Source organism: Actinospineispora acaciae DSM 45401, assembly GCF_000620785.1.
Classification (GTDB): Bacteria; Actinomycetota; Actinomycetes; order Mycobacteriales; family Pseudonocardiaceae; genus Pseudonocardia; species Pseudonocardia acaciae.
In genome coordinates this window covers 703896-729353 of record NZ_JIAI01000001.1, presented here as the reverse complement: position 1 = coordinate 729353, position 25458 = coordinate 703896, and the positions used below count along the sequence as shown (strand labels likewise).

The window sequence follows — 25458 nt, the reverse complement described above, 5'->3', positions numbered from 1 at the left end:
CATGCGGACGGTCCGGGGCGACGTTCCGGTCGAGCAGATCGGGCACACCCAGACCCACGAGCACGTGTTGTCCAACCTCGCCGCCACGGCCGTCCAACAGGGCAGCGTGAAGGCCGACGCCGAGGAGATACGGCTGGACAACTACTACGAGGTCCGCCGCCACCACTCGACGTTCGACCTGGTCATGAACGACGTCGACGACGCCGTCGAGGAGCTGCGGGCGTACCTGGAGAGCGGCGGTTCGGCGGTGGTGGACGCCACCAGCCTCGGACTCGGGCGCGACCCCGAGGGCCTGCACGCGGTCTCGGTCGCCACCGGCGTGCACATCGTGATGGGCAGCGGCTACTACCACCGCGACTACCACCCGGCCGACCTCGACGAACGCTCACGGTCGCGGCTGGCCGAGGAGATCTACGGCGACGTCACCGAGGGTGTCGGCGAGCGGCGGATCAGGTCGGGCGTGATCGGCGAGATCGGGCTGGGCTGGCCGGTGCATCCGGTCGAGCGCCGGGTGCTGGAGGCGGCCGCCGACGCGCAGCGCTCCACCGGCGCCGCGCTGCTGATCCACCCGGGCCGGCACGCCGACGCGCCGCTGGACGCGATGCGCATCGTCGCCGACTCCGGCGGTGACGCCTCCCGGGTGATCATGAGCCACATCGACCGGACGCTGTTCGACCTGGACTCGATGCTCCGGCTGGCCGACACCGGCTGCTACCTGGAGTTCGACCTGTTCGGGCAGGAGTCCAGCTACTACCCGCTGGCCGAGATCGACATGCCCAACGACGCCACCCGGGTGGACTACCTGGTGGCGCTCACCGAGAGAGGGCACGGGCGCCGGCTGCTGGTCGCGCAGGACATCTGCAGCAAGACCCACCTGCGCAAGTACGGCGGGGAGGGCTACGGGCACCTGATCCGCAACGTGCTGCCGCTGATGGCCCGCAAGGGCATGAGCCCGGAGGCCGTGCGGGACCTGACCGTCCGCAACCCCCGCGAAGCACTGGCGATCTCGACGTGACCGGGCCCGTGGACACCCTGGCGAGGACACGCTACCGCCCGCTGCTCGGCGCCGGCGTGGGCACGTTCGTGGAGTTCTACGACTTCGCCATCTACGCGCTGACCGTCCCGATCATCGCGACCCAGGTGTTCCCGGCCGGCGACCCGAACGCGGCCCTGATCTCGGCGTTCGCGGTGTACGGGGTGGCGTTCGTGATCCGCCCGCTGGGCGGCGTGGTGTTCGGGGTGATCGGCGACAGGTACGGGCGCCGGCGGGTGCTGACGCTCGTGCTCACCCTGATCGGCGTGTCCACCGCGCTGATCGGCGTGCTGCCCACCTACGCCCAGGCCGGCCTGCTCGCGCCGGCGCTGCTGGTCGGGCTGCGGTTGCTGCAGGGGCTCTCGGCCGGCGGTGAGGCGACGAGCGCGTCCTCGTTCGCGCTGGAGCACGCGCCGCCCTCGCGGCGGTCGCTGTGGAACACGGTGGTCATCGCGGCGTCGGCGGTGTCCTCGGTGGTCGGGCTCGCGGTGGTGCTGGGGCTGAACGCCGCGATGCCGGAGGCGGCGTTCGCGGCCTGGGGGTGGCGGGTGCCGTTCCTGCTGGCGCTGCCGCTGAGCCTGATCGGCCTCTACATCCGGGTGCGCACCGACGAGAGCCCGGCCTTCGAGCGGGCCAAACGCTCGGCGGCGCTCAGCTCCGGGCCGGTCCGGGAGGCATTCCGCCACAACCGGGCGGCGATCGCCATCGCGTTCGCGCTGTCCTCGATGACCGGGCTGGCGTTCTACTACCTCGCCGGGTACCTCCCGACCTACCTGCAGGTCACCGGCGGGCTGTCGCGCACCGGGGCGCTGGTGTCGAACGGGGTCGCCCTGGTGGTGTTCGCGGTGGCGCTGCCCGCCTGCGGCGCGCTGGCCGACCGCTACGGCCGGCGCCCGGCGATCCGCCTCGGCGCCGCGCTGCTGGTGGTCACCAGCGTGCCGGCGTTCCTGCTGGCCGGCGGCGGCGGGCTGGCCGGCGCGATCACCGGACAGCTGCTGCTCGCGCTGAGCCTGGCCGTCTTCGGCGGCGGCAGCTACGTGACGCTGATGGAGGTCTTCCCGACCCGCACCCGGATCACCGGCGCCGCCGTGGGCTACAACCTGGGCTACGCCCTCTTCGGGGGCACCGCGCCGCTGCTGGCCAGCGTGCTCGTGGCCCGCACGGGCAGCGCCAGCGCCCCCGGCTACTACCTCGCGGTCGTCGCGCTGCTGGTCCTGGCCTGCACGTTCCGTGTTCCCGAGACGAAAGAGGTGGACATCCGTGCCTGACGGCTCGCTCATGCCCGTGGACGCCCGGGTCCGGCTGCCCGTCGACCGCCGGCCGGCGACGACGGCCCGACCGGCGGCGATGGAGCGCCAGGAGTACGACCGGGTGCTCGACATGGGCGAGAAGGTGCGCGGGGCCACGGTGGCCGCGCTGCTCACGAGCCTGCGCGAGCACGGCGTCGGGCACGCGGTGGTGCACGCGGAGTACGAGGGCGGCGAGGACGCCGCCGCGCTCAACGCCGCCACCGTCGAGCTGGTCGGACAGCACCCCGGCCTGCTCTCCGGGTTCGGCACGATCACGATGCCGCCGGCCACCGCCGGGCGCACCGCGCGCGAGGTGCAGGCCTGCGCCGACGCGGGGCTGATCGGGGTGAACATCCAGCCCGCGTTCGCCGGCATGGACATGCACGACCGCCGGCTCTACCCCGGCTACGCCCGCGCCGAGGAGCTCGGGCTGATCGTCGCGGTGCACACCGGCGTGCACTACTCGCGGGTGTACCCGATGGCGCACGAACGCCCGGAGTTCCTCGACCAGATCGCCTGCGACTTCCCCGACCTGCGTCTGGTCGCCTGCCACGGCGGCTGGCCGTGGGTCGCGGAGTACTGCGCGGTGGCGCGCCGGCATCCCACCGTCTGGCTGGAACTGGGCGGGCTGTCCCCGAAGTACGTCACCAGGCCGGGCACGGGCTGGGACGTCCTCGCCGGCTACCTGAACAACCTGCTGCGCGAGCAGGTCCTGTTCGGCACCGACTGGCCGATCTTCGGGCACGAGCGCGCGCTGCGGGAGTGGCGTGCGGGCGGCCTGCGGGACCACACGCTGGACGCCGTGCTCGCCGGCAACGCCCGGCGGCTGTTCGGGTTGCCGAGCGCGTGATCACCGGGGACGGCAACCTCTCGGACCTGCTGGCCGGCGCGGCCCGGAGATGGGGGCCGAAGACCGCTCTGGTGTGCGACCGCCTCGGCCAGTCGGTGACGTTCGCCGAGCTGGACCGGCTGGTCGACCGGACGGCGTCCGCGCTGCGGGCCCGGGGGATCGGCCCGGGCGACCACGTGGCCGTGATGTTCCGCAACGACCTGGAGTTCCCGGTCGGCTGGCTGGGCGTGCTGCGCGCGGGCGCGGCCATGGTGCCGCTGAACATCCGGCTCGCCCCGGCCGACCTGGCCCCGATCCTGCGGGCAACGCGGCCCGCGCTGGCGCTCGCGGCCGCCGAGTTCGCCGGGACGCTTCGGGAGCTGGGCATGGAACCGTGGCCGTTCGACGTCGCCCGGCTGGATGTGCCCACGCACCCCGGCCCGCCGCCCCGGCCGGAGACGCTGGCGAACATCCAGTTCACCTCGGGCAGCACCGGCCTGTCGAAGGGCTGCCTGCTGTCCCACCGGTACTGGCTGGCCCTCGGCGAGGCGATGCGCGAGCACGGGCCGAAGCTGCGCCACGACGACGTGCTGCTCACCGCGCAGCCGTTCTACTACATGGACCCGCAGTGGAACCTGGTCGCGAGCCTGCTCACCGGGGCGAAGCTGGTGGTGCTCGAACGGTTCCGCTCCAGCACGTTCTGGCCGTCCGTACAACAACACGAGGCCACGTTCTTCTACTGCCTCGGCGTGATGCCGGCGATGCTGCTGCGCACGCCGCCGGTGGACGGGGAGCGCGACTCGAAGGTCCGCTACATCGGCTGCTCGGCCATCCCCGAGGGAAGCCACGCCGAGCTGGAACGGCGCTTCGGCGCGCCCTGGCACGAGCTCTACGGCAGCACCGAGACCGGTGCGGACATCCTGGTCGAGGCGCGCGACCACGACCGCGCGCTGGACAGCGGCATCATCGGCCGCCCACTGCCGCACCGGGAGATCCGGGTGGTGGACCAGGACGGGCGGCCGCTGCCGCGCGGCGTGGTCGGGCGGTTGCTGGTGCGGGGTGTCGCGATGAGCGACGGCTACCTGGGGGAGTCGTCGGCCAGCACCGTCGGCAACGGCTGGTACGACACCGGCGACCTGGCAATCTGGGAACCCGACGGCTTCGTGCGCTTCGCCGGCCGGGTGAAGGACATCATCCGGCGCAGCGGGGAGAACATCTCCGCCGCGCAGGTCGAGCAGGCCGTGCAGGGGCACCCGAAGGTACGGCTGTGCGCCTGCGTCCCGGTCGCCGACCCGGTGCGCGGCGAGGAGGTCAAGGCCTACGTCGTGACCGTCCCCAGCACGTCGGTCGAGATCGGCGAGCTGGTCGAGCACGCCAGGGGACAGTTGGGCTCGTTCAAGGTTCCGCGCTACTGGGAGCCGCGAAGCTCGCTGCCGCTCACCCCGTCGGAGAAGATCGCCAAGGCCGAGCTGCGCCGCGAGCGCGACGACGAGCTCGGACCGTGCTACGACGCCGTCGAACAGGCCTGGCTGGACCGGGTGCCCCCACTACCTCCGCCTCGATGACCCATGGCCTACGAAAGGCGGCGGGAGTCCTTTCACAGGCCCAACTGGTCGCGCATCGCGTCGCCGTCGAGCAGCGCCCAGTGCTCGATGATCCGACCGTTGCGGACGCGGACCATGTCCAGGCCGAGGACCTCGTAGCGTCGCCCGGAGCCGGTGTGGGTGCCCCGCACGGTGTACCGGTTGACGGAGGTGTCGCCGGAGACGACGTTCTGCTCGATCGTCACGGACACGCCGTGGAACGTGCGGTCCGCGCTGGTCCGCTCCCACTTCTGTCGCCAGGCCTCGCGTCCCCGGTGATCGCCCTGGGTGCCGCCCCGGTGATCGACGACCTCGGGGTCGATCAGTTTCAGGGCGTCCTCGAACCGGCCTTCCAGGACCTGCGCGAAGCTCTCGACGCTGCGCCGGTGAGTCTCTCCCGGTCCCTGCGGCATGCGGCATCTCCTCTGGTGGGGATGGGTGAGGCGACAAGTGGGGAGCTCCCCATTTGGCGTGTTCCGCTACCGTAACTGGGGGAGTCCCCACTTAGCAAGGAGGATCGTGCCGTCGCAGAGCGCCGGACCCGCACCCCGTCCGGAACCCCAGCGTCGTCGTCGCGCGGACGCTCAGCGCAACTACGACCTGCTCGTGTCCGCGGCCAGGGATGTCTTCCACCACCACGGCGTCGACGCCCCGCTCGACGACATCGCCCGCCGGGCAGGCGTCGGCAACGCCACGATGTATCGACACTTCCCGACCCGACGCGAACTGATCATCGCCGTCTACTCCGAGGAAGTGGCCGGGCTCTGCGCCCGGAGCCGGTCCCTGCTGGCCTCGGACCGACCCGGCAACGCCCTCTTCGGCTGGCTCCAGGACTTCATCGCACACGTGGCGGCCAAACGGGAACTGGCGCTGTCGATCACCGATGACCGCACCGCGCTTTTCGACGGCTGGCACCACTCGATGCACACGGCCGCGTCCGCGCTGCTGACCCGTGCGCAGAGCGCCGGCGCCGTCCGCCCCGACCTCACCGCAACGGAGCTACTCACCCTGGCCAACGGGATCGCGCTGACCGCCACGGACGCCACTCCAGCAGAGCGCCTCGTCCTCCTGCTCAGACAGGGCACGGACACTTCCTCGACTCCGACCGACAGCACCCGCCGCCACGACGCCTGATCGCCGGAGGTGACCGCCGGTTCAGGGCAGCAGGACGACCTTGCCGCCTGCGTGCCCGGTGGCCACGAGCCGGTGCGCGGCGGGCGCCTCGGCCAGCGGGAACGTCCTGGCGACCGAGATCGTCACCTTCCCCTCCTCGGCCAGCGAGACCAGCCGGGCACGGGCGTCGGCGCGTATCTCGGTACCGGGGTCGGTGGCGCCGCCGAGGTTGCCGAGGGTCTTGATGCCGGCGTCGTTGCCGCGCTGGAAGGCCAGCAGGGTCGCGATCCTGGCCCGGTCCGCGACGAGCGCGAGCGAGGTGTCGATCGCCTCGTCGGTGCCGACGGCGTCGATGGCGGCGTCGACCGACCGCGTTCCGGCGCTGTCGCGAACCCTGTCGGCCAGGCCCGGCCCGTACTCGACGGGCTCGACGCCGTAGCCGCGCAGCATCTCGTGGCGCGCGCGCCCGGCGGTGCCGATCACGGCCGCGCCCCGGAGCCGGGCGAGCTGCGCGGTGACCAGCCCGACGCCGCCGGAGACACCGTGGATGAGCACGGTGTCTCCGTCCCCGACACCGGTAGCGGTCAGCGCATGGACGGCGGTGGTCCCGACGAGCAGCAGGCCGGCCGCCTGCTCCCAGCCCAGGTTGACCGGCTTGGGAACCACGACCTCGGCCGGCCAGGTGACCTCGCTGGCGTAGGCGCCCGGAACCTCCCGGTGGTAGGCGATGACCTCGTCCCCGGGCCGGATGCGCCCGGCCGCGCCGGCGCCGACCGCCGTCACCACTCCCGCCAGCTCGTGACCCACCGGGAGCGGGAGCGCGCCGCGGTCCGTCCCCAACGCGCCGCTGTACTCGACGTAGTCGAGAGGGTTCACCCCGACCGCGCGGACCCGGATCGTCACCTCGCCCGGCCCGGGGTCGCGGACCGGCCGCTCGACCATCGACAACACCTCCGGGCCACCGAACCCGTTGGCGACCACCACCCGCGCCATCCTCGCCCTCCCTTGCCCCGTTTGTGCCATGCTCGGGCAGGTGGATCACGGTGTGAAACAACCATCGGTGGTGAAGTCACAACCACGAGCGCGAGCCCCGCTCCATGCCTGAGCTGCGCCAGTTGCAGATCTTCGCGGCCGTCGCCGAGGAGCTCAACTTCACCCGCGCCGCCCGGCGGCTCCACCTCGGCCAGCAGGCGGTGTCCAAGGCCGTGCACCAGCTCGAGCGCGAGCTCGGCGTCACGCTGCTCGAGCGCACCACCCACGAGGTGCGGTTGACCCCGGCCGGCGCGGCGCTGCGCGACGACGGCCGCCAGGCCCTCGCCGCCGTCGACGCGGCGTTCGACCGGGCCCGTCAGGTCGGCCTCGGCCTTGCGGGCACCGTCACCATCGGCGTGACGCCGGCCATCGCGCCGGCCGAGCGCGACCGGGTCGTGCGCGTGCTGCGCGACGGAGCGCAGCGGCTGCGGGTGTCCATACGGGACATCCGGCCGGGCGACATCCGCGACGAGCTGCGGGCCAGGGCCGTTGATCTCGTGCTCGCGCGGATCGGTGTCGACGGCGTCGCCAGCGCAACGCTGTCGTCCACCCCCGCCGTCCTGTGCGTGCCCACGGGGCATCCGCTGGCCACCGCCCGCTCCGTGCCTGCGTCCCGGCTCGACGGCCTCCGGCTGCTCACCTGGCAACCGCCCGGTACGCCGTTCACCGACCTCCTGAAAGCCCGGCTGGCGGCCGTCGGGGCCGCTGTCACCCCGGTCCAGTCCCGCGTCACCGGCGCCGTGCTCGCGTCGGAGCTGACAGACGTCGACGCCGTGGCGCTGCTGCCGACCGGGTGGCCGCCGAGCCACGGCATCAGCCTGGTCCCGCTCCAGGACCGGCTCACGTTCCCGCTGCTCATGCTGTGGCATCCCGACGCGACCTCCCCCTGGGTCGAGCGCATCCGCGCTCACTCCCAACGGCGGCACGGCGCGGACGCCGCCACGACGGGCCTGATCGCCGGCCGGGCCTGACAATGGCACCACGGAGATCGGAGGTGCCCATGAGCCTGCGCGTCGGGGTGGACATCGGTGGCACGTTCACCGACCTGGCGATCGTGGACGACGTCGGCATCGTGGCGGTGGGCAAGACGCTGACCACCCAGGCCGAGCCGTCCGCCGCGGTGGAGGCGCTGCTGCGGCGCACGCTGGCCGACAACCGGCTGGACCCCGCCGACATCACCGGCGTCGTGCACGGCACCACCCTGGTCACCAACGCCCTGATCGAACGCAGCGGCGCCCGCACCGCGCTGCTCACCACCGAGGGCTTCCGGGACGTGGTGGAGATGGGCCGCGAGCACCGCTACGAGCTCTACGACCTGGGGCTGGAGCTGCCGCGCCCGCTGGTGCCGCGCTGGCTGCGGTTCGGGGTGCGCGAGCGGATCCTCGCCGACGGCTCGGTCCAGGCCCCGCTGGACGCGGCCACCGTCGAGAAGCTGGCCACCGAGCTGTCCGCCGCCGGGGTGCCGGCGGTGGCCGTCTGCTTCCTGCACAGCCACACCAACGGCGCGCACGAGCGGCAGGCCCGGGAGATCATCGCGGCCGCCGCCCCCGAGCTGCGGGTGGCGCTGTCCTGCGAGGTGAACCCGGAGATCCGGGAGTACGAGCGGGCCTCCACCACGCTGGCGAACGTCTACGTGCAGGCCCTGGTGGAGACCTACCTGGAGGACCTGCGGGGACGGCTGCGCCGCATCGGCGTCCGGACGGACCCGCTGATCATGCTGTCCAACGGCGGGGTCGCCACCGTGGACGTGGCAGCGCGGTTCCCCATCCGGATGCTGGAGTCGGGGCCGGCCGGGGGAGCGCTCGGGGCGATCGCGTTCGGCCGCACCGGGGAGCGCCCGGACCAGATGGCCTTCGACATGGGCGGAACCACCGCCAAGCTGTGCCTGGTCGAGGACCACCGGCCGCTGGTCACCCACGAGTTCGAGGTGGACAGGGTGTACCGGCTGCTGCCCGGGTCCGGCCTGCCGGCCAGGGCGCCGGTCATCGACATGATCGAGATCGGCACCGGCGGCGGGTCCATCGCGCGGGTCAACGCGCTGGGGCTGATCAGCACCGGGCCCGAGTCGGCCGGCGCCGAGCCCGGGCCGGTCTGCTACGGCCGGGGCGGCACCCGGTGCACGGTGACCGACGCCGACGCCGTGCTCGGCTACCTCGACCCGGACCGGTTCCTGGGCGGCGAGGTGGCGCTGGACGTGGCCGCCTCGGCGGCCGCGATCAAGGAGCAGATCGCCGACAAGCTGGGTGTGAGCGTGGTGGAGGCCGCCTGGGGCGTGCACACCACCGCGAACGAGGGGATGGCCAACGCGGCCAGGGTGCACGCCATCGAGCGCGGCCAGGACCCGGCGCGGCTGCCGCTGTTCGTGTCCGGCGGGAACGGCCCGCTGCACGGCCCCGGGGTGGCCAGGGCGCTCGGCTCGCCGTCCGTGATCGCCCCGCCGGCCGCCGGCGTGCTCAGCGCCCTGGGGTTCCTGTCCGCGCCGATGTCCATCGACGTGGTCCGCTCCCGACACGCGGTGTTGGACGAGGTCGAGCAGGCCGCCGAGCTGTTCGACGAGATGGAGCGCGAGGGCGCCGAGGTGCTCTCCGGCATCGAGGACATCGGGTTCGAGCGCACGCTGGAGATGCGGTTCGTCGGCCAGGGCAACGAGATCGAGGTACCGGTGCCGCACCTCGGCGACCGCTGGCGGGACGACCTGCTGGCCGCCTTCCAGCGCGAGTACGCCAAGCGCTTCGGCACCGTCGCCCCGACCGGCGTGCAGGCCGAGGTGCTCACCTGGCGGGTCACCGCGCGCGGGCCCCGGCCCCGTGCCCGGCTGCGGTTCGAGTCCTCGGCGGACGGCACGCCCGAGCCCATCGGCTACCGCGAGGCGTACTTCCCGTCCGAGCACGGCTACGTCGAGACCGCCGTGTACGACAGGTACCGGCTGGCCGTGGGCGCGAGGATCACCGGGCCGGCGCTGGTCCAGGAACGCGAGTCCACCCTGGTGCTGCCGCCCGGCGCCGCCGGCACCGTGACCGAGGACGGCAGCATCGTCGTCCGGCTGGGATACGGCCATGAGTGAGCCCGCCGTGGACCCGATCGTCGTCGGGCTGGTCGCGAACCGGCTGCACTCGCTGCTGCAGGAGCAACAGGCCGCGCTGGTGCACACCGCGTTCAGCCCGGTGGTGCGCGAGTGCCTCGACCTGGCCTGCGCGGTGTTCACCTCCACCGGCGACATGGTCGGCCAGTCCACCGGCGGCACCCCCGGCCACATCAACGCGATGGCCACCGGGATGGCGCACATCGTGTCGGAGTGCGACCCGCACCGATGGGAAAGCAACCACCAGGCGAGCACTCATCGAGCCCCGCCGGCGAGTGAGGCGAAGACACAGTACCCGCCGGAGTCGCTCGCCGACGGCGACGTGCTGATCACCAACGACCCGTGGATGACCGCCGGGCAGATCAACGACATCACCATCGCCACCCCGGTGTTCCGGGACGGGACGCTGGTCGCCTGGTTCGCGAGCTGCTGCCACGCGCCGGACATCGGCGGCCGGATCCTGTCCGCCGCCGCGACCGAGGTGTTCGAGGAGGGCCTGCGCCTGCCGATCCTCAAGCTGCGCACCGCCGCCGGCCCCGACCCCACGCTGGAGCGGCTGATCAGGGCGAACGTCCGCACCCCCGACGAGACGATGGGCGACATCTACGCCCAGGTGTCGGCGAACCAGGTGGGCGCGCGCGGCCTGGCCAGGATGCTCGACGAGTTCGGCCTCGACGGCATCGACGAGGTCGCGCAAGAGATCATGCTCCGCTCCGAGCGGGCGCTGCGGGACGCGCTGCGCGCGCTGCCGGACGGGCGGTACTCCGCGCGCATGACCTCCGACGGGTTCGACGGCGCCACCATCGAGCTTCGCGTCACGGTGACCCTGGCCGGGGACACCGCGCACGTCGACTACACGGGCTCGTCGCCGCAGTCCCCGCACGGCGTGAACGTGGTGCTCAACTACACCCGCGCGTACACCTCGTTCGCGATCAAGGCGGCGCTGGCGCCCGAGGTGCCGCACAACGCGGGCTCGTTCCGGCCGGTCACCGTGGTCGCCCCGGAGGGGTCGGTGCTGAACTGCGTCGACCCCGCGCCGGTGGCGTCCCGACACCTGGTCGGCCACTTCCTGCCCAGCCTGCTGTTCGACGCGCTGCGCGAGGCCGTCCCCGGCGGGCTGCCGGCGGTGAGCACCGACGCGCTGTGGATGAGCGTGTGGCGCGGCGGTGACCTCGGCGAACCCCGGCCGTTCACCCTGACCGTGTTCGGCGCCGGCGGCACCGGTGCCCGGCCGGACAAGGACGGGCTGACCACCACCGGTTTCCCGACCGGGGTGCGGGCGGCGCCGACCGAGGTGCTGGAGACGCTCACCCCGCTGGTGCAGCGGCGGCGCGAGCTGCGCCCGGACTCCGGGGGAGCGGGCCGGCACCGGGGCGGGCTCGGCCAGGTGGTCGAGGTGCGCCGGCGGGGCGAGCACGGCTGGACGGTCAACGCGAACATCGACCGGGTGGACTTCCCGGCCGGCGGGACGTTGGGCGGCCGCTCCGGGGCGGCCGGCGAGTTCGTCGACGCCGCCACCGGCCGTGACCTGCCGCCCAAACGGCTGGTGCGGCTGGACCCCGACGCCCGGGTCAGGATGCGGTTCCCGGGCGGGGGCGGCTACGGCGACCCGGGCGAGCGGCCGGTCGAGCGCGTGCTGGACGACGTGGTGAACGGGTACGTCAGCATCGAGGCGGCCCGCGAGCTGTACGGGGTCCGCATCGAGTACGTGGGAGAACCCGACGCGCTGGTCCGGCCGCCCGAGTCCTACCGGGTGGTCGGCACCTCCGACTCGCGCGCCTCGTCGCCGCGCAGCACCCACTCGCCCCGCCTGCGCAGCCAGAGCAGGTAGTAGGCGGCGGCGATGACCAGCACGGCCACCGTGACGATCAGGCTGGGCCGGCCGACCTCCGGGTCCGTCGCGTTGGCGTAGATCACGTAGACCAGCGCGGCCAGCGCCAGGATCGGCGGCAGCGGGAACAGCGGCATCCGGTAGGCCGCATGCCCGGTGGACCCGGTGCGCCGGCCGTTCACGGCGGCCAGGCACAGCGCCGCGTACACCACGACCAGCGAGGTGCCGGTCAGCACGAGCAGCAGCTTCTCGTCGACGAAGCAGACTCCGGCGGAGATCACGCCGGCCGCGACCGTGGCCACCCATGGCGTGCCGAACCGGGGATGGATCGACTCCACCGCCCTGCTCACCGGCAGCGGCCACGCATCGTCGCGCCCGGTGCTGAACAGCAGCCGCGCGGTCAGCAGCATGATGGCCAGCACCGCGTTGATGATCGCCACCGCGACCCCGAGGCTGAGGAACGTGTTGAGCGTGCTCCCTCCGAGCGCGGTCACCGTGTACGCCAGCATGTTCTCCGACTTGAACAGCTCGGTCAGGTCGGGCGCGCCGAGCAGCACGGCGGTGACCGGGATCAGCTCGGCCGCGACGGTGATCCCGAGCGCCCACAGGATCGCCTTGGCGATGGACCGGGGCGCGTTGTGGGTCTCCTCGCCGAAGTAGACGGCGCCGCCGTACCCGTTGTAGGCGAAGATCGCCACCGCGGTGGCCGTCGCGATGACCGCGAAACTGGCCGGCTGCAACCCGCTCTCACCGGCGACCACCGGGTGCGCGAACAGTTCGGCGAACGACCGGTTCGTGTTCACGAACCCGAGCACGCACAGCACCAGCAGGGCCAGCATCTCGATGGCCAGGAAGATGCCGGTCATCACCGCGTTGACCTTGATGTCCAGCACCGCGAACACCGCCGCGAGCAGGCACACCACCGCGGCCACCACCGGCCCGGGCAGCCCGGGGATCAGCACCCCGAGGTAGGTGCCCACCCCCAGCGCGATCACGGCCAGGATCAGCAGCTGGGTGAACAGGATCAGCAGCATGATCATGAAGCCGGGCAGCCGGCCGAGGGTCCGGCCGACGATCGCGTACTCCCCGCCGGTCAACGGGTACGCCGAGGACAGCTCGGCGTAGACGAACGCCATGAACACGCCCACCACGGCGGCGGCCAGGAAGGCCAGGAACGCACCGGTGCCGGCCTGGCCGATCACGCCCGGCGCGATGATGAACACCGAGGACGCCGGGGTGATCGCGGACAGGGTGATCAGCAGGGTGCCGAGGACGGCGAGCCCCCTGCGGAGCCGGCGCGTCTCCTGCGGCGTGTGCCCGGCCTTGTCGGCGGACTTGTCGGGAGCGGCCACGATGCCTCCCTTGCTCGGGGGTTCTTCAAAGACGTATTGAAGAACTCTCGGTCAGGAACGTCAAGGCCAGCAGTGTGTCCGGTTGTAACTTTCAAACAACTTTGGACATACTTGCCGCATGGCCCGGCCCAAGCGACAGCAGGAGCGACGCGCCCAGCTCGTCGAGGTGGCCCGCCAGATCGTGGTGGAGCGCGGCGTGCTCGCGCTGCGGCTCACCGACGTGGCCAAGCGCGCCGGGCTCACCCCGGCCTCGGTGCTGTACTACTTCTCGGCGCTCACCGACCTGCTCAAGGAGGTCCAGGACCAGGCCGTCGAGCGGTTCTGCTCGGCGCGCGCCGAGGCCGGCCGCGAGGAGTCCGACCCGCGTCGCCGGCTGGTGGCGATGATCCGCAGCGGGCTGCCCAGCGGGCCGGACGACGAGCTGTGCCGGCTGCTCTACGAGCTGGGCACCGTGGCCCGGCACGACCCCGCCTACGCCGCCCGGTACATCGACCTCTGCCAGCGCCAGGTCACGCTGTACGTCGGCATCCTGGAGGCCGGCGCGGCGACCGGCGCGTTCGACCTGACCGACGACGTGCTCTCCGTCGCCCGCAACCTGGTCGTCCTGGAGGACGGCTACGGCCTGCACATCACCATGGCGGTACCCACCTTCGACGTGGCCACCGCCGAGCGCCTGCTGCTCGGCTACGCGGCCACCGCGACCCGCTGCGATCTCGATCCGGAGGTTGTTCGATGACGGCAAGGCCCCGTGCTCGCGCGCTGGACATCCCGTTCGACGGCGAGCCAGGCCCGCACAACGCCCTGACCGACGTGCCGGGCGTCGAGGTCGGCTACGTGACGTTGATCGACGGTGAGTCGGTGCGGACCGGCGTGACGGCGATCCTGCCCCGGGGCCGCGACGGTGTGGACGTGCCGTGCGCGGCCGGCTGGTTCTCGCTGAACGGCAACGGCGAGATGACCGGCACCGCATGGATCGAGGAGACCGGTTCGCTCTCCCTGCCGGTGCTGCTCACGAACACCCACGCCGTCGGCCCGTGCCACCGGGGTGCCATCGACTGGGTCGTGGAGCACAAGCCTGCGCTGGCCCGCGAGTGGCTGCTGCCCGTGGTGGCCGAGACGTGGGACGGCTACCTCAACGACGTCAACGGCCCGCACGTGCGCCCCGAGCACGCCGCCCAGGCCATCGACGCCGCGTCCGGCGGGCCGATCGCGGAGGGCGCCGTCGGTGGCGGCACCGGCATGACCTGCTACGCGTTCAAGGGCGGCAGCGGCACCGCGTCCCGCCGGGTCGGCTACGGGGACGACGAGTACACGGTGGCCGCGTTCGTCCAGGCCAACTTCGGCTCGCGGTCCGAGCTGACCATCGCCGGGGTGCCCGTCGGGCGCCAGCTCACCGACGACAATCCACAGGAGCGCCGCGAGGCCGCCGCCGCGCCGGGCGCCGGGTCTGTGATCGCCGTGGTGGCCACCGACGCCCCGCTGCTGCCCGGCCAGTGCAAGGCGCTCGCCCGCCGGGTGCCGCTCGGCCTGGCGCGCACCGGAACCAGCGGCTCACACTTCTCCGGCGACCTCTTCCTGGCCTTCTCCACGGCCAATGCCGGCGCGCTGGCCAGCGGTTTCCCCGACGACAACGCGGTGTACGAGACGCTGCGCTTCATCCCCTGGAGCCGGATGGACGCCTTCTACACGGCCGTGGTGCGGTCCGTCGAGGAAGCCGTCGTCAACGCCCTGGCGGCGGGGGAGACCATGATCGGCAAGAACGGCCACCGCTCGCCCGCCATGCCGCACGCCCGGGTACGCGAACTGCTCAAGCGTTCGATCAGCTAACCGAGCGAGCCGTCGGCGTCCAGGCCCGCAGTGGTGTGGATCATGGCGGTTTCGGCGACTTTGCCGACCGACCAAAGAACGGCGTGGTGGCAGCCGATGCTCAATGACCCGCGCCCACATGTGCGTCACCGTGCAGGACGACTCCAGCCGCACCTGACCGACAAGTGTTGAATCTGAGTCGATCTGCAAGCGGACTCGCAGGTGGTATTGGACCGAACGCTGTCAACGTCGTTTCCCGGACTCAGGTAGGCCACCACTGACGGCGCGCACGCTGACCCCGCTGATCTCGGGATAAGCGCTACCCTCGTTGTGCTTGACCTTTCTATCACAGGCTCAACTCGCGGCTCTCGCTGAGACCAACGCATGCCTTAAGAGGAGAAGCCGCTGCCCGAGCGACGAGATCACCATCGGCTACCAGCGTGGTTTGATCATGGTCTGGACCACGCCGCCGTTACTCTCTACGAGCTCGCACCGGATTCCGAGCTGAAGTACCACATGATTGACGGTCGACACACGATCGGGGCGTGTTCACGCTTACGCGAGGGATACCTTCGAGTAACTTTGTGTGCCGATTCCTCCATCGAGGGGGCGCCCGGACTGAATCGGTTGACGTCGAGGCACAAGCCTTGAATCCGCTTCGCGCGCCTTGCTTTCATCGAAACGGCCCGGCGGTGCGCGATCAGCGATTCGGCTCGTGAATGGGAGTTTCGGCGATGACCACCTCGATCACGATCGATCACCAGGCGAGCGGCTACAGCGACGAGCTGGCGTACGGGCTGGCCAACGCGGCGGCGTTGGCGTATCAGGATCAGCCGACGGTTGAGGCCGAGGTCGGCCGGTGGGGGTTCGACCGGGTCCGCCATCACCAAACCACGTTCACCCCGCCGTTCCCGCTGCAGGACACCCAGGCGTACACGGCCGCCAGCGACAAGATGATCATTACGGCGTTCCGGGGCACCGAGGTCGCCCAGCTGCGCGACTGGTTGGCCGACACCTCCACCCCGCCATGGCCGGGGCCTGCGGGGCGGGGCTTCGTGCACTACGGGTTCGCGCAGGCGCTGGAGTCGGTGTACCCGGACGTGCTGTCCGCGATCACCGAGCTGCGCGACCAGGGCCAGAGCGTGTGGTTCACCGGCCACAGCCTGGGCGGGGCGCTGGCCATGCTGGCCGGGGTGCGGCTCTACCTGGAGGATCCGCACCTGCTCGCCTCGGGGATCTACACCTTCGGACAGCCGCGCACCTGTGACCGGATCCTCGCCTTGGCCCACGACGACGCGCTGGCCAAGCGCACCTACCGATTCGTGAACAACAACGACATCGTCCCGCATCTGCCGCCGGAGCCGGCGTTCCACCACGTCAACGCCCTGCGCTACATCGACTCGCACGGCAAGGTGCACGAGTCGATGCCGCTGTTCGCCAAGCTGCCCACCCTCACCGCCGCGGGCGTGGCCGAGGCGCTGGCACCGGCCAGCAGGGCGCTGCGCGACCACGGCATGAAGAACTACATAGCCGCGCTCCAGGGCAATCTGACGCGCGCCTGAGCACCCGTCCTTGTCTCAGCGAAACAGCGAGTTGACGTAGGCGGCGCCGATGCCTACCTCGTCGTAGTGGCGGCGGCACATGTCGATGTAGTCGTGCACGTCGAAGTAGCCGGCGGTGTCGCCGTTCTCGTCCAGCCAGATCAGCGGGCCCTTGACGATGAAGAGGGTCTTCATCGGCTCCGGGCTCTCGTAGGCGACCAGGGTGTGGCCCTCGCCCGGTGCCTCGTAGACGAAGTCGCCGGCCGTGGCCGTCCAGTCCCGCTCCAGGTAGCCCCACTTGCCGGAGATGGTGTACGCGAACACCTCGTGCGGGTGGTAGTGCCGGTTCACCAGGCCCGCGCTCTTGGCCCGCAGGATGTCCGACCAGGAGTTGTCCTTGACGTTGATCCACAGCGGCCGGGAGCCGACGGTCTCGGTGAACGGCACGTAGTACCTGTCGTCGTCGGTGGCGACCTTGGACAGGTAGACCTCGGGCAGCGCGTCCGGCTTGGTGGAGTTCGCGATCGGCTTGAGGTCTTTCCAGAACTCCGTGCTGGCCTTCTCGGGCATTTGTTCAAACCTCTCAGACTTGGTGGCCGAGCTTGACGCCCTGGGTGACCCCGTCCTCGGTGATCACGCCGAAGCCGTCGGCGCCGACCGAGACCACTGACTCGCGGTGCGGCGGCTCGGTGGTCGGGACCGGGCGGCCGTCGAGGTCGAGCACGGTGGACGCCTCGGCGTACCAGGACGTGGCGACCTCGTGGCCCCAGAACGAGCGCCGGCGGTTGTCGTGGACGTCCCATCGGATGGTGGGGTTGTCCGGGTCGCCGGTGTAGTAGTCGCTGGTGTAGACCTCGATGCGGTGGCCGTCGGGGTCGCGCAGGTACAGGTAGAACGCGTTGGACACGCCGTGGCGACCGGGGCCGCGCTCGATGTGGTGCTCGCGCTGCAGCGCGCCGAGCATGTCGCAGGTGTGCAGGATCTGGCTGCGCTCGTTGGTGGCGAACGCGATGTGGTGCAGCCGGGGGCCGTCGCCGCCGGTCAGGGCGATGTCGTGGACCGTCTGCTTGCGGAACAGCCAGGCGGCGTAGACGTTGTCATCGCTGTCCTCGATGGTCTCCGAGACGCCGAAACCGAGCGAGGTGTAGTAGTCCCGGGCGGCGGCGACGTCCGGCACCACCACGTTGAAGTGGTCGATGCGGGCCAGCGCGTTGGCGCGGTGCATGTGGTAATGCTGGGTGAGCCGCTCGGTGTGCAGGGCGTGGTAGAAGAACTCGACGGGGAACCCGAGCGGGTCCTGGATGCGGACGGCCTCGCCGATGCCCCGGGTGGTGCCCTCGGGCACCCGCCTGGTGGGCACGCCCAGCTCGGTGAAGTACCGCTCGGCGGCGTCCACCTCGCGCGGGCTCCGCACCCGGTAGGCCAGCCTGGCCAGCGCGGGCTCGTCGCCCTGGCGCAGGACCAGGCTGTGGTGCAGGTACTCCTGGTAGGCGCGCAGGTAGAGGGCGTCGTCGTCCTCGGCGGTCACCACCAGGCCGAGCACGTCGCAGTAGAACCAGCGCGCCTGCTCCAGGTCGGTCACGATGAGCTCGGCGTATCCGGCTCGGATCACATCGGGTGGGTTGTTCACGGCGAGCTCCTCAGGCTGTACGTGCGCCGAACCGAGGCGTGTGCGGGGTGCCGAGCGAGACGTGCACGATCTGCTCGGTGGTGTAGAAGTCGATGCTGCGGTGCCCGCCCTCGTGCCCGACACCGCTGCTCTTCACCCCGCCGAACGGGGTGCGCAGGTCGCGGATGTTGTGCGAGTTGAGCCAGACCATGCCGGCGTCGATCGCGGAGGCGACCCGGTGGCCACGGGTGAGGTCGTTGGTCCAGACGTAGCCGGCCAGGCCGTACTTGACGTCGTTGGCCAGCGTGATCGCCTCGGCCTCGGTGTCGAACGGGGTCAGCGCGACCACCGGGCCGAAGATCTCCTCCTGGAAGATCCGGGCGTCCGGCTTGACGTCGGCGAACACCGTGGGCGCGAGGTAGTTGCCCTCGGGCAGGTGCGCGGGGCGCTCGCCGCCGGCCAGCAGGGTCGCCTCCTTCTTGCCGACCTCGACGTAGCCCATCACCCGCTCGTAGTGCTCCGGGTGCACCAGCGCGCCCACCTCGGTCGCCGGGTCGCGCGGGAGTCCGACCACGACGTTGCGCGCGCGCTCGGCGTAGCGGGAGCAGAACTCCTGATAGATAGATCGTTCTACCAGGATGCGGGAGCCGGCCGTGCACCGCTCGCCGTTCAGCGAGAACACGCCGAACAGGGTGGAGTCCAGCGCGGCGTCCAGGTCGGCGTCGGCGAACACCACCACCGGCGACTTGCCGCCCAGCTCCATGGACAGGCCCTTGAGGTGCGCGGCGGCGTTGCGCATGATCACCTGGCCGGTCAGCGTCTCGCCGGTGAACGACAGCCGGGGCACGTCGGGATGCTCCACCAGCGCCGCTCCGGCCTCCTCGCCGATGCCGCCGACCATGTTGAACACGCCCCTCGGCAGCCCGCCCTCGGCGAAGATCTCCGGCCACAGGCTGGCCGAGAGCGGGGTGAACTCGGCCGGTTTGAGCACCACCGGGCAGCCCGAGGCGATCGCCGGCGCGAGCTTCCAGCTCTCCAGCATGAACGGGGTGTTCCACGGCGTGATCAGCCCGGCCACCCCGACCGGCTTGCGCACCACGTAGTTGACCTGGGCGCCGGGCACCCGGTAGGCGTCCTCGTGCAGGGCGACGATCTGGTCGGCGAAGAACCGGAAGTTCTCCGCCGCGCGGCGGGCCTGGCCACGCGCCTGGGTGATCGGCAGCCCGGTGTCGAAGGTCTCCAGCTCGGCCAGCCGGTCCTCGCGCGCCTCGATCGCGTCGCCGATCTTGTACAGCACCTTGGCGCGGCCGCGCGCGTTCGTGGTCGGCCACGGGCCGTCGGTGAACGCGGCGCGGGCGGCGGCCACTGCCCGGTCGATGTCCTCGGACTGGCCGGCGGCCGCCGTCGCGTAGGGCTTGTTGCTCACCGGGTCGAGCACGTCGAAGGTGCGCCCGGAGACACTGTCGACCCACTCGCCGTCGATGTAGTGACGGATGTGCTCGGGCAGGTCGGCCGGTCGGTGGCCGTTGTCCATGCGTGTAGCCCCTTAGAGGTCAGGCGTCGATGGGGGAGAGCGCGTCGCGCCCGGTCGTGAGCAGTTGGCGGATCTTGTCGCGGCCCGGGGCGGTCGGCGTGATCAGCGGCGGGCGCACCCGGGCCGAGGCGATCAGGCCGCGCTGCGCGAGCACCCACTTCACCGGCGCCGGGTTCGTCTCCACGAAGGTCAGGTCGACCAGCGGGTGCAGCTGGTAGTGCAGGGCGCGCGCCCGGTTCAGGTCGCCGGCCACGAACGCCTCGTACATCTCGGCGACCGCGGCGGGGGCCAGGTTGGCGGTGGCGCTGACGAACCCGGCGCCGCCGAGCGCGAGCAGCGGCAGGCACAGCAGCTCGATCCCGGACCACACCATCAGCTGCGGGCCGACCTCGTGGAGCACCCGGGAGAAGTGCTCGAAGTCCTTGGTGGTCTCCTTGATCCCGACCAGGTTGTCGAAGTCGCGGTACAGCCGGCCCACGGTGGCGGGCGCGATGTCCACCGCGGTGCGGCTGGGCACGTTGTAGATGACCAGCGGCAGGTCCGGGAACTCGGCGGCGACCGTGGCGTACCACCGGTAGAGCGCCTCCTGGGTGGGGCGCGCGTAGTACGGCGTGATGATCAGCACCGCGTCCGCGCCGGCGTCCCTGGCGATGTCGGTGAGCTCCAGCGTCTCGTCCAGCTTCGCCGAGCCGGTGCCGGGCATGAACGGGACCCGGTCGGCGATCTCGTCGGCGGCGATGCGGATGGCGCGGGCGCGCTCGGCGGTGGTCTGCGCGCTCGGCTCGCCGGTCGAGCCGCCCAGGGAGATGCCGTGCGAGCCGTTGGCCAACTGCCAGCGGATCAGCCCGCGCAGGCTCTCCTCGTCGAGCGCGTCGTCATCGGTGAACGGTGTGATCACCGGGGCGATCGAGCCCCTGATGCTGCCGGGGTCACCTCGGAACTTCATGCCCTACCCCTCGCTCTCGTTCTGCTCGTTCTTCCAGGCAAGGAAGGCGTCGATGGTCGCGGTGCGGTGGGCGCGGGCCCGGTTCTCGATCCACTCCGGGGCCACCCTGGCGCGGATCAGCTCGATCAGCTGGTCGTGCTCGACCACCGACGCCTCGGCGCGGCCGGGCACGAAGGAGAAGGTGGACTCCCGGATCGCCGCCATCCGGGACCAGCCGTGCCGCACCACCTCGATCAGCCGAGGGTTCGGGCAGTGCTCGTAGAGGCTCTCGTGGAACTCGTGGTTGAGCCGGGTGAAGGCGATCGGGTCGAAGTCCCGCAGCGAGGCGCGCATCCGCTGGTTCAGCTCCGCCGCCGACGCCAGGGCCTCCTCGGGGATGTGCGGGGCGGCCAGCGCGGTGGCCGCGCCCTCCACGATCGCCAGCATCTGCATGGTGTGCTGGTACTCGACGGGGTCGATCGCGGCGACCGTTGCGCCCACGTTGTGCTCGAAGTGGACGAAGCCCTCCGCCTCGAGCAGCCGGATCGCCTCCCGGATCGGCACCGGGCTCACCCGGAACTCCTTGGCGAGCGTGCCGAGCACCAACCGGTACCCGGGTCCGTAGCTCCCGCCGGTGATCCGTGACTTGATCACCTGGTACGCGTACTGCGACTTGCTCATGCCGACCGGCCCGTCTACCGCCGTCACTGGTCGTCCCCGTTCCGTTTCCGCAGCCATTCCCGATAGGCAGGCTGCCAGTCCGGGCCCAGGGGGTACAGGCCGTCGATGCCCTCGCCCGCGCGCACCTGCTCGGTGATGAACTCCTCCTGGCGCTCCTGCTCGATCGCGGCCGCGAGGACCTCCTCGACCAGTGACGGCGGAATGACCAGCACCCCGTCGTCGTCGCCGACCACGACGTCGCCGGGGCAGACCGTCGTGCCACCGCAGCCGATCGCCACGTCGGACTCCCACGGCACGTGCCGGCGCCCGAGCACCGCGGGGTGCGTCGCGCCGTGGAACACCGGGATGTCCAGCCCGGCCACCACCTGGGAGTCGCGCAGCCCGCCGTCGGTGACGATCCCGACGGCGCCGCGCACCTGGGCGCGCAGCGCCAGGATGTCCCCGACGGTGCCGCTGTCCGGCACGCCGCGAGCCTCGATCACGAGCACCTCGCCGGGGCCGACGCTGTCCATCGCGCGCTTCTGCGCGTTGTAGCCGCCGCCGCGCTCGCGGAACAGGTCCTCGCGCAGCGGCAGGTAGCGCAGCGTCTTCGCGCGCCCGGCGAACCTCGCGCCGGCCCGCGCCGCCCGTACCCCTTCCACGTGCACGTTGTTCAGCCCGCGGGACCGCAGCTGCGCGGACAGGGTGGCCACCGCGACGGTGGTCAGGCGCTGGATCGTCGCGTCGCCGGGCCCGTCCTCGGGCACCTCCGTGCCGAAGGCCGCCGCCCGCAGCCCGTCGTCCACCTTCGGCGCCGCGCCCCAGCCCGCCAGCGGGGGACCGGCGACCACCGTGGTGCGCAGCCGCCCGGTGCTGGCCGGCCGCCCCGGGGCGATGTTGTCCACCTCGACCTCGACCAGGTCACCGGGCTCGACCACCGAGGCGCCGGCCGGGGTGCCGGTGAGGATCACGTCGCCCGGCTCCAGGGTGGACAGCCGGGACAGGTCGGCGACGAGCTGGCCGAACGGGAACAGCAGGGTGTCGGTCGTGTCGGACTGGACCAGCTCGCCGTTCACCCAGGTGCGCACCCGCAGCCCAGCGGGGTCCAGGTCGGCGGCCGGCAGGAAGTTCGGGCCGATCGGGGTGAAGCCGTCGCCGCTCTTGGCGCGCAGGTTCGACCCGGCGTCGGCGTGGCGCAGGTCGTAGAGCCCGAGGTCGTTCGCGGCGCTGACCCAGCCCACGTGCGACCACCCGTCCTCGGGCGACACCGCGCGCGCCCGGGTGCCGATCACCAGCGCGACCTCGCCCTCGAAGGCCAGCAGCTCGGTGCCCTCCGGACGGGCGACCTCGCCGCCGTCGGCCGCCAGCGAGGACGGCGCCTTCAGGAAGTACGACCCGTGCCGGGGCGTCCGTCCGCGCTGGGCGGCGCGGCTCGGGTAGTTCAGGTGTACGGCGATGACCTTCCCAGGGCGCAGGCCCAGCGCCGTGCTGACCGGATCGGGCACGTGGTCACTCCTCGGTCTGCGTCTACGAAATAATATATGAACAAATACTATGGCGGCCGGCTCGTCGTCAAGCTCCACACCCGCCACAACTCCGATGCGTGCTGGTCATCATCTGTTCAACGGGCGAGCGACCCACGTATGGCCCTTGTCACGATCCTCGCGATGTATATACGATCCCCGGCCCAAAGGTGAACAAGGTACCGCTGCTCGCGGGTGACAAGGGGGCATGATGTCCGCAGTGCTCGGAGGCGTCAGCAGGGAGCATCGACGCGTCGTGCTCGCCGCGATGGTCGGCACCACCATCGAGTGGTACGACTTCTTCATCTACGCGATCTGCGCGGGACTGGTCTTCTCCACCCAGTTCTTCGCCGAGCTGGGCGGGAACGCGCTGATCCTGTCGTTCGCGACGATCGGCATCAGCTTCTTCTTCCGCCCGGTCGGGGCGGTCGTCGCCGGTCACCTGGGTGACAAGATCGGGCGGCGGGCCATGCTGATCCTGACGCTGCTGATGATGGGCGTCTCGACGGTGCTGATGGGGCTGGTGCCGCCGGCCTCGGCCATCGGCGTGAGCGCCCCGATCCTGCTGGTGCTGCTGCGGATCGTGCAGGGGCTCTCGGCCGGCGGGGAGTGGGGCGGCGCCGCGCTGCTGGCCGTCGAGCACGCCCCCGCCGACCGGCGCGGGCTGTACGGCGCGTTCCCGCAGATCGGCGTCCCGATCGGGCTGCTGCTGGCCAACGGCGTGCTCGCGGCCGTCGCCGCGACGACCACGCCGGCCGCGTTCCTGGCCTGGGGCTGGCGCATCCCGTTCCTGTTGAGCGTGGTCCTGATCGCGGTCGGTCTGGTGATCCGGACCCGGGTCTCGGAGAGCCCGGTGTTCGAGGAGGTGCGCGAGGCGAGGGCACAGGCGAGCGTGCCGCTGGTCGAGCTGTTCGCCCGGCACTGGGGGCTGGTGGTGGCCGGCGCGCTGCTGTTCGCGGCGAACAACGCGGTCGGCTACATGACCACCGGCGGGTACGTACAGTCCTACGCGGTGAAGACCCTGCACCTGGACCGTTCCACGGTGCTGGTCGCGGTCATGATCGCCGCGCTGGGCTGGCTGGCCAGCACGCTGGCGGGCGGCTGGCTGTCCGACCGGCACGGGCGGGTCCGCGTCTACCAGATCGGCTTCGTGATCCAGCTGGTGTTGATGTTCCCGTTCCTGGCGCTGGTGAACACCGCGAACGTCGGGCTGCTGATCGTCGCGCTGCTGGCGTACTCGATCGGACTGGGACTGACCTACGGCCCGCAGGCGGCGCTGTACTCCGAGATGTACCCGACCCGGGTGCGCTACAGCGGCGCGGCGATCTCCTACGCCCTCGGCGCCGTCCTCGGCGGTGCCTTCGCGCCGACCATCGCCGAGGCGCTGCAGACCAGCACCGGGAGCGTCTACTCGGTGGGCGTGTACCTGGCCGCGATGACGATCGTCGGCATCGTGGCGAGCCTGTTCATCCGGGACGTCCCCGGCCGCGACCTCAGCGCGGGCAACGCGGCGCGAGACCGGGCCGCCGAGGCGTCCTGAGCAGGACCGCGGTGATCGCGCCGAGGGTCGACCAGTCGACGGTCGGCGAGTTGATCAGGTCTTTCAGGGTGTGGACCTCGGGGTAGGTCCGTTCGGAGTCCTCGGCCACGCCGTGCGGGTCGGTGCTCGCGCGGGCGAGGTCGATCTCCTCGGCGGTCAGCTCGACGGAGAACACGTGCTGGTGGTGCGCGGACAGGGTGGCCACGGGCTGGCGGGCGTGGTGGGTGCGGACCCGGCCGGCGTCGACGCGGATGCCGGTCTCCTCGGCCAGCTCGGCGAGCGCCTGCTCGATCGGCGAGGCGGGCACCCGGCCCGATCCGCCGGGCAGCTCCCGCACGAACCCGTCCGGGCTGCTCGCCGGGGTACGGAACTCCCGCACCAGCACCACCTCGGAGTCGAGCGGCTCGGGCGCGCGGCGGTAGGCGACCACGGTGGCGACGTCCGGCCGGGAGAAGACCAGCTCGTTCGCCTTCTCGCGCCCCTCGGCCGCCACCCGGACCACCGCGTGGAACGCCCAGAACAGCACGACGTCCCCGGTGCGGTGGGTCCACTCCAGGCGCCCGGACCGCAGGGTGTTGCCGGCCTCGGTCTGGGCGGTGAGCCAACGTTGGAAGGACTCGGTGCGCCACAGCAGCAGCGGCACATCCCGGTGCCCGCCCGCCCGGAGCGCGCCGGATCCGATGTGGGCCAGCGCGTTGGCCACCGTCGCGGCCAGGTCGTCGGCCAGCGGGACGCCCACCTCGGTGGCGTAGTCGCGCTGGTAGCGCACCTGCATGGCGTCCGGCGGGGTACCGAGCACGGCGCGGCCGGAGTCCTTCCACCTGCCCCATTCGTCGTTGGTGGTGCGGCCCTCCATCCCCGGCCGGCGCGGGATCCAGAACAGCACCACGTCGGCGCGGTCGCCCCAGTGCAGCTCCCAGGTTCGGTTGACGTCGTAGTCGGGCCACCGCCCGCCGTCCCTCGGCTCGGGCACGAACACGGCCAGTGGCGCGGACGCGTCGCCGCCGTTCCAGCCGTCGGTGATCAGGTCGATCGCGTCGGGGCGCCAGCTCGCGAAGTCGTCGGTGCGCGGGGTGGGGCCGGCCAGGAAGATGCTGGCCTGGTAGGCGTCCGGCGGTTCCTCACCGGCATGGACGAGAACGACATTCGCTGACAAGGTTCTGCTACCTCCGAGGG

Annotated in this window: 22 protein-coding genes; 12 read left to right on the top strand and 10 right to left on the bottom strand. The window is 71.7% G+C overall.

Going from position 1 to position 25458, the window contains the following annotated elements; all coding sequences use genetic code 11:
• Position 1 precedes the first annotated feature (1 nt).
• The 4 genes from N912_RS0103670 to N912_RS0103655 are packed head-to-tail and all read left to right on the top strand — an operon-like array spanning position 2 to position 4716.
• Positions 2 to 1015 carry a phosphotriesterase family protein gene (locus tag N912_RS0103670; RefSeq protein ID WP_037063420.1) on the top strand — a complete coding sequence of 338 codons (1014 nt, stop codon included), beginning with the start codon at positions 2 to 4 and terminating at the stop codon, positions 1013 to 1015.
• Positions 1012 to 2301 carry an MFS transporter gene (locus N912_RS49280; protein WP_051579555.1) on the top strand — a complete coding sequence of 430 codons (1290 nt, stop codon included), beginning with the start codon at positions 1012 to 1014 and terminating at the stop codon, positions 2299 to 2301. Before N912_RS0103670 ends, N912_RS49280 begins: the two co-directional genes overlap by 4 nt.
• Complete coding sequence (locus N912_RS0103660; RefSeq protein ID WP_211261117.1) at positions 2294 to 3172, top strand: amidohydrolase family protein; 879 nt, start codon at positions 2294 to 2296, stop codon at positions 3170 to 3172. Before N912_RS49280 ends, N912_RS0103660 begins: the two co-directional genes overlap by 8 nt.
• Positions 3169 to 4716, top strand: a complete 1548-nt coding sequence (locus N912_RS0103655; RefSeq protein ID WP_051579553.1) for an AMP-binding protein — start codon at positions 3169 to 3171, stop codon at positions 4714 to 4716. The genes N912_RS0103660 and N912_RS0103655 overlap by 4 nt, the downstream gene beginning before the upstream one ends.
• A 32-nt stretch (positions 4717 to 4748) precedes the next feature.
• Here the strand turns inward: N912_RS0103655 and N912_RS0103650 are convergent, their stop codons facing one another.
• Complete coding sequence (locus N912_RS0103650; RefSeq protein WP_028921356.1) at positions 4749 to 5147, bottom strand: ester cyclase; 399 nt, start codon at positions 5145 to 5147, stop codon at positions 4749 to 4751.
• 106 nt (positions 5148 to 5253) lie between these two features.
• Between N912_RS0103650 and N912_RS0103645 the strand changes: the two genes are divergently transcribed.
• Entirely contained in the window at positions 5254 to 5868 is a 615-nt protein-coding gene (locus N912_RS0103645) for a TetR/AcrR family transcriptional regulator (protein WP_064745145.1), read from the top strand.
• A gap of 21 nt (positions 5869 to 5889) precedes the next feature.
• Here the strand turns inward: N912_RS0103645 and N912_RS0103640 are convergent, their stop codons facing one another.
• Positions 5890 to 6840, bottom strand: a complete 951-nt coding sequence (locus N912_RS0103640) for a quinone oxidoreductase family protein (RefSeq protein WP_028921354.1) — start codon at positions 6838 to 6840, stop codon at positions 5890 to 5892.
• Positions 6841 to 6944: 104 nt separating this feature from the next.
• Between N912_RS0103640 and N912_RS49275 the strand changes: the two genes are divergently transcribed.
• From N912_RS49275 to N912_RS49270, 3 genes are read left to right on the top strand one after another with little or no spacing between them, the layout of a single operon-like run.
• Positions 6945 to 7850 (top strand): LysR family transcriptional regulator, encoded by a 906-nt coding sequence (locus N912_RS49275; protein ID WP_051579550.1) that lies wholly within the window; start codon positions 6945 to 6947, stop codon positions 7848 to 7850.
• A gap of 29 nt (positions 7851 to 7879) precedes the next feature.
• Positions 7880 to 9943: a hydantoinase/oxoprolinase family protein gene (locus tag N912_RS0103630; RefSeq protein ID WP_037062745.1), complete on the top strand. Its 2064-nt coding sequence runs from the start codon at positions 7880 to 7882 to the stop codon at positions 9941 to 9943.
• A complete protein-coding gene (locus N912_RS49270) occupies positions 9936 to 11792 on the top strand; it encodes a hydantoinase B/oxoprolinase family protein (protein WP_084210556.1) in 1857 nt (618 codons plus the stop codon). Before N912_RS0103630 ends, N912_RS49270 begins: the two co-directional genes overlap by 8 nt.
• Here N912_RS49270 and N912_RS49265 read toward each other — a convergent pair.
• Positions 11708 to 13144, bottom strand: coding sequence for an APC family permease (locus N912_RS49265; protein ID WP_051579548.1), 1437 nt, complete (start codon positions 13142 to 13144; stop codon positions 11708 to 11710). The two genes, N912_RS49270 and N912_RS49265, sit on opposite strands and share 85 nt — an antisense overlap.
• 118 nt (positions 13145 to 13262) lie before the next feature.
• On the opposite strand from N912_RS49265, the gene N912_RS0103615 reads away from it, so the two are divergent.
• The 3 genes from N912_RS0103615 to N912_RS0103605 all read left to right on the top strand — a co-directional run bounded on the left by N912_RS0103615 (position 13263) and on the right by N912_RS0103605 (position 16512).
• Complete coding sequence (locus tag N912_RS0103615) at positions 13263 to 13880, top strand: TetR/AcrR family transcriptional regulator (RefSeq protein ID WP_028921352.1); 618 nt, start codon at positions 13263 to 13265, stop codon at positions 13878 to 13880.
• Entirely contained in the window at positions 13877 to 14971 is a 1095-nt protein-coding gene (locus N912_RS0103610) for a DmpA family aminopeptidase (protein ID WP_028921351.1), read from the top strand. The genes N912_RS0103615 and N912_RS0103610 overlap by 4 nt, the downstream gene beginning before the upstream one ends.
• Before the next feature lie 713 nt (positions 14972 to 15684).
• Complete coding sequence (locus N912_RS0103605; RefSeq protein ID WP_028921350.1) at positions 15685 to 16512, top strand: lipase family protein; 828 nt, start codon at positions 15685 to 15687, stop codon at positions 16510 to 16512.
• A 15-nt stretch (positions 16513 to 16527) separates the two neighbouring features.
• On the opposite strand, the gene N912_RS0103600 is transcribed toward N912_RS0103605, so the two are convergent.
• The 6 genes from N912_RS0103600 to N912_RS0103575 are packed head-to-tail and all read right to left on the bottom strand — an operon-like array spanning position 16528 to position 22724.
• Positions 16528 to 17061, bottom strand: a complete 534-nt coding sequence (locus tag N912_RS0103600; RefSeq protein ID WP_028921349.1) for a 2,4'-dihydroxyacetophenone dioxygenase family protein — start codon at positions 17059 to 17061, stop codon at positions 16528 to 16530.
• Positions 17062 to 17074: 13 nt separating this feature from the next.
• A complete protein-coding gene (gene hpaD / locus N912_RS0103595) occupies positions 17075 to 18121 on the bottom strand; it encodes a 3,4-dihydroxyphenylacetate 2,3-dioxygenase (protein WP_028921348.1) in 1047 nt (348 codons plus the stop codon).
• A gap of 10 nt (positions 18122 to 18131) precedes the next feature.
• Complete coding sequence (gene hpaE, locus N912_RS0103590; protein ID WP_028921347.1) at positions 18132 to 19634, bottom strand: 5-carboxymethyl-2-hydroxymuconate semialdehyde dehydrogenase; 1503 nt, start codon at positions 19632 to 19634, stop codon at positions 18132 to 18134.
• A gap of 19 nt (positions 19635 to 19653) precedes the next feature.
• Positions 19654 to 20580: a 4-hydroxy-tetrahydrodipicolinate synthase gene (gene dapA / locus N912_RS0103585; protein ID WP_028921346.1), complete on the bottom strand. Its 927-nt coding sequence runs from the start codon at positions 20578 to 20580 to the stop codon at positions 19654 to 19656.
• 3 nt (positions 20581 to 20583) lie between these two features.
• Positions 20584 to 21297 carry a GntR family transcriptional regulator gene (locus N912_RS0103580; protein ID WP_037062744.1) on the bottom strand — a complete coding sequence of 238 codons (714 nt, stop codon included), beginning with the start codon at positions 21295 to 21297 and terminating at the stop codon, positions 20584 to 20586.
• A complete protein-coding gene (locus N912_RS0103575) occupies positions 21264 to 22724 on the bottom strand; it encodes a fumarylacetoacetate hydrolase family protein (RefSeq protein ID WP_028921344.1) in 1461 nt (486 codons plus the stop codon). Before N912_RS0103575 ends, N912_RS0103580 begins: the two co-directional genes overlap by 34 nt.
• A gap of 229 nt (positions 22725 to 22953) precedes the next feature.
• Between N912_RS0103575 and N912_RS49260 the strand changes: the two genes are divergently transcribed.
• On the top strand, positions 22954 to 24282 hold the full coding sequence (locus N912_RS49260) for an MFS transporter (RefSeq protein WP_156993140.1): 1329 nt from the start codon (positions 22954 to 22956) through the stop codon (positions 24280 to 24282).
• On the opposite strand, the gene N912_RS59910 is transcribed toward N912_RS49260, so the two are convergent.
• Entirely contained in the window at positions 24236 to 25438 is a 1203-nt protein-coding gene (locus N912_RS59910; RefSeq protein WP_051579545.1) for a nucleoside 2-deoxyribosyltransferase domain-containing protein, read from the bottom strand. The genes N912_RS49260 and N912_RS59910 overlap by 47 nt on opposite strands.
• Positions 25439 to 25458 lie beyond the last annotated feature (20 nt).